This window comes from Luteococcus sp., from assembly GCF_043424415.1.
Lineage (GTDB): Bacteria > Actinomycetota > Actinomycetes > Propionibacteriales > Propionibacteriaceae > Luteococcus.
This window is the reverse complement of sequence record NZ_JBHWOO010000078.1, coordinates 1-2553: the sequence shown is the minus strand read 5'-3', so window position 1 is coordinate 2553 and position 2553 is coordinate 1. Positions and strand designations below refer to the sequence as shown.

The window sequence follows — 2553 nt, the reverse complement described above, 5'->3', positions numbered from 1 at the left end:
GGGAACCAGCATCTACTTCTCCTATGTGGCCGCCAGCGTCACGGACCCGTGGATCGCGGAAGCCCTCACAGAGGCTCGACGAGGCGTCCAGACTGAGGTGGGACAGTGCCTTCGGGCACAGGGAGCCACCATCGAGGACATTGACGGCGCGGCCCTGGACCTCACCCTGATGGCCGAGGGCGCAACCCAGGCCATCTTCGTCGGGTGGTGCACGCCCGAGGAGGCCCTGGCCCGAATCAGGCACGCCCTCGCACGGCTCGGCGTCACCATTTCCTGAGGCCCGACCGTCAAGCCAGACTCTCCGACTCGATGGCCGCACGCCCGCAGGATCTCGCCCGCCAGGAGCTGCGGCTGCGTGAACAACACGTGGTGGGTTGATCCGGACGCTGCGACCAGACGCCAGTTGGGGTTTGCCGCGACGGGTCCACGAGCACCAGCGCGGACACGGCCCCAGCGGGCATGAGCTGCACAGCTCGACGCACGATCGGCCCGCCCCAGCTGTGGCCGACGAGGACCACGTCTCGCGCATCCTGGGCCTCGATGACACGGACGAGGCCGGCAGCCAGGGCGTCGAGGGTTCGGGCTCCAACGCCCGGCGTGCTCGTGCCGTAGCCGGCGCGGTCGTAGGCCACGACCCTGACTCGACCGCCCAGCAGGTTCGCCACCGGCGCCCAGCACAGTCCGCTGAGCCCCAGTCCTGACTCGAGGACGACCGGTGGTCTGGCTCCATTCCCGTGAGCCCAGGGATTCCAGGTCACGGGGTGGTTGCGCGGAATACCCATCCTCGGCCAATTCGATCTTTGCGCGTGCGCACTGGAAAGGGCCGTGCATGGCAAAAGGAGCCCTGAAGGCATTCAGTCATAGCGAATTGGTGGATCTTGACCAGCCCACAGCGCGACGGAACCGAAGGTCCCACGCACAGGTGGACCCGCCCTCTAGTCTTGAGCAATGAACTACACACGTTTGCAGCAGATTGACGGGGATCACTACCTGAGCTTCGACTGCGGCGGACTTCCTGGGGACGCGGCGGCGATCTCCAGAGGCTTTGAGGCAAACGGACACTTCTGGGAAAGCGTCGCAACCTTTCTGGCTCCAGAACTGTGCGGGCGTCTCGAGCTGGACTCCGAGGGCAGCATGTTCTGCGCATACGGGTCGCAGGCTGATTTGGTCGAGTTGCAGGCGCTGTTGGATCCTGTCCTCTCCGACGAGGGAGCCTTGACCAAGCTGATTGAGGACGCTGAGGCCCAAGGAGAAGAACTCGAGGACTGATCGTCCGCATTCCGTGCGCGAAGGGAACTACGGGTCTCCTGTGCGGGTTGCCAAGAAGCCGCGGAAACACAGCGCGGGGAGGGGTCAGCTCGCGAGCCCGAGAAAAGTGGCCACGAGCCGTTCCAGGTCCAGCATCTGCTGGCTGCCCAGACGCCCCACACGGTCCTGGACGTTGCTGCGGCGCACAGTCATCAGCTTGTCCACCATGACGTCACTGTCCCGGCGCAGACCGGAAAGTTCGTTCGCCGCGACCCGGTAACGAAGCAGCGGCGCATCGGTCAGCGTCGATGCCAGCGGCAGGACGGTGACCGAATCCGTGTCCTCGAACACGTCGTCCTGCAGGATCAGTGCGGGACGAGGTTTGCTCGCGTAAACACCACCGGCGACCGTCCACAACTCGCCGCGCCTCACTCGTCACCCCAATCCACGCTCACCGCTTCCATGAAGTTCTGGTCGTCGAGCTCCCGGTCCTGGATGGCCACCAGCGACGCCTGCCGGCGTGCCTCCTCCGCGAAGGCACTGCTGCGCACGTCAGGGAGCCAGATCTGGACCGGACGATAGCCCCTCTCCCGCATTCGGCGGCGGTGCTCACTGACACGCTGCTGGACTGACATGCTCCAAATGTTACATGTAACGAAGGAGGATGGAAGGCCTATGTTCCACCAGAGCCCATGGTCGCCTGCACGGCATGCCCCCCATGCGCGTCGACCGTTCGTCCGGTTACAACCAGCCTGTGATCGGCTCCAGCTGGGCCGACTCCGCACATCCAAAGCTCACTGGGCATGTGCTGCACCGAGTGCCCAGTCATCCTCCGACGTGCACGGTGGACGCCGAGCCCTTCTACGGTCCTGAGCGAGGGCCTGCAGGTCGACGGACAGGGCGCCCAGGCGCGGAAACCGGTCGGATCTCGTCGGGGCGGGAATGACCGAGCCACATCGACTGTTGTGCTTCCGGACAACACCACCGATGGAAAGACGGACCCGTGACTGACCTCTTTGCCCCCGCGACCGCGGGCGCCCTGCAGCTGAAGAACCGCGTGACGATGGCGGCGCTGACCCGGTCGCGTGCCGGTACCGACGGCGTGCCCTCCGACCTGCACGTCGAGTACTACGCGCAGCGCGCCACGGCCGGCCTGGTGATGACCGAGGGCACCCGCACCAGCGCGGTCGGGCAGGCCTTCATCGGACAGGCGGGCATCCACACCGACGATCAGGTCGCCGGCTGGCGACGGGTCGCCGACGCCGTCCACGCCGCCGGCGGCACCATCGTCATGCAGATCATGCA

Annotated in this window: 5 protein-coding genes and 1 pseudogene; 3 read left to right on the top strand and 3 right to left on the bottom strand. The window is 66.0% G+C overall.

Annotation, left to right across the window (positions count from 1 at the left end; genetic code table 11):
- Window positions 1-277, top strand: a 277-nt coding sequence (locus ACHFFZ_RS04825; protein WP_394275528.1) for a hypothetical protein, incomplete at its 5' end; no start/stop codon positions are given.
- A 10-nt stretch (window positions 278-287) separates the two neighbouring features.
- Here ACHFFZ_RS04825 and ACHFFZ_RS04820 read toward each other — a convergent pair.
- Complete coding sequence (locus tag ACHFFZ_RS04820; protein ID WP_394275527.1) at window positions 288-782, bottom strand: alpha/beta fold hydrolase; 495 nt, start codon at window positions 780-782, stop codon at window positions 288-290.
- A 166-nt stretch (window positions 783-948) separates the two neighbouring features.
- Here ACHFFZ_RS04820 and ACHFFZ_RS04815 point away from each other — a divergent pair, with 166 nt between their 5' ends.
- Entirely contained in the window at window positions 949-1269 is a 321-nt protein-coding gene (locus ACHFFZ_RS04815) for an Imm51 family immunity protein (RefSeq protein ID WP_394275526.1), read from the top strand.
- An 84-nt stretch (window positions 1270-1353) separates the two neighbouring features.
- Here ACHFFZ_RS04815 and ACHFFZ_RS04810 read toward each other — a convergent pair whose 3' ends face one another.
- Together ACHFFZ_RS04810 and ACHFFZ_RS04805 are read right to left on the bottom strand one after the other, a co-directional pair.
- Entirely contained in the window at window positions 1354-1680 is a 327-nt protein-coding gene (locus ACHFFZ_RS04810) for a type II toxin-antitoxin system PemK/MazF family toxin (protein WP_394275525.1), read from the bottom strand.
- Window positions 1677-1883 carry an antitoxin MazE-like protein gene (locus ACHFFZ_RS04805; protein WP_394275524.1) on the bottom strand — a complete coding sequence of 69 codons (207 nt, stop codon included), beginning with the start codon at window positions 1881-1883 and terminating at the stop codon, window positions 1677-1679. Before ACHFFZ_RS04805 ends, ACHFFZ_RS04810 begins: the two co-directional genes overlap by 4 nt.
- A 368-nt stretch (window positions 1884-2251) precedes the next feature.
- Here ACHFFZ_RS04805 and ACHFFZ_RS04800 point away from each other — a divergent pair.
- Window positions 2252-2553, top strand: a pseudogene (locus ACHFFZ_RS04800) (alkene reductase); the annotation flags it as partial.

Coding starts and splice junctions, on each gene's coding strand:
- ACHFFZ_RS04815 (WP_394275526.1), top strand. CDS start 949: ATGAACTACACACGTTTGCAGCAGATTGACGGGGATCACTACCTGAGC.
- ACHFFZ_RS04820 (WP_394275527.1), bottom strand. CDS start 782: ATGGGTATTCCGCGCAACCACCCCGTGACCTGGAATCCCTGGGCTCAC.
- ACHFFZ_RS04805 (WP_394275524.1), bottom strand. CDS start 1,883: ATGTCAGTCCAGCAGCGTGTCAGTGAGCACCGCCGCCGAATGCGGGAG.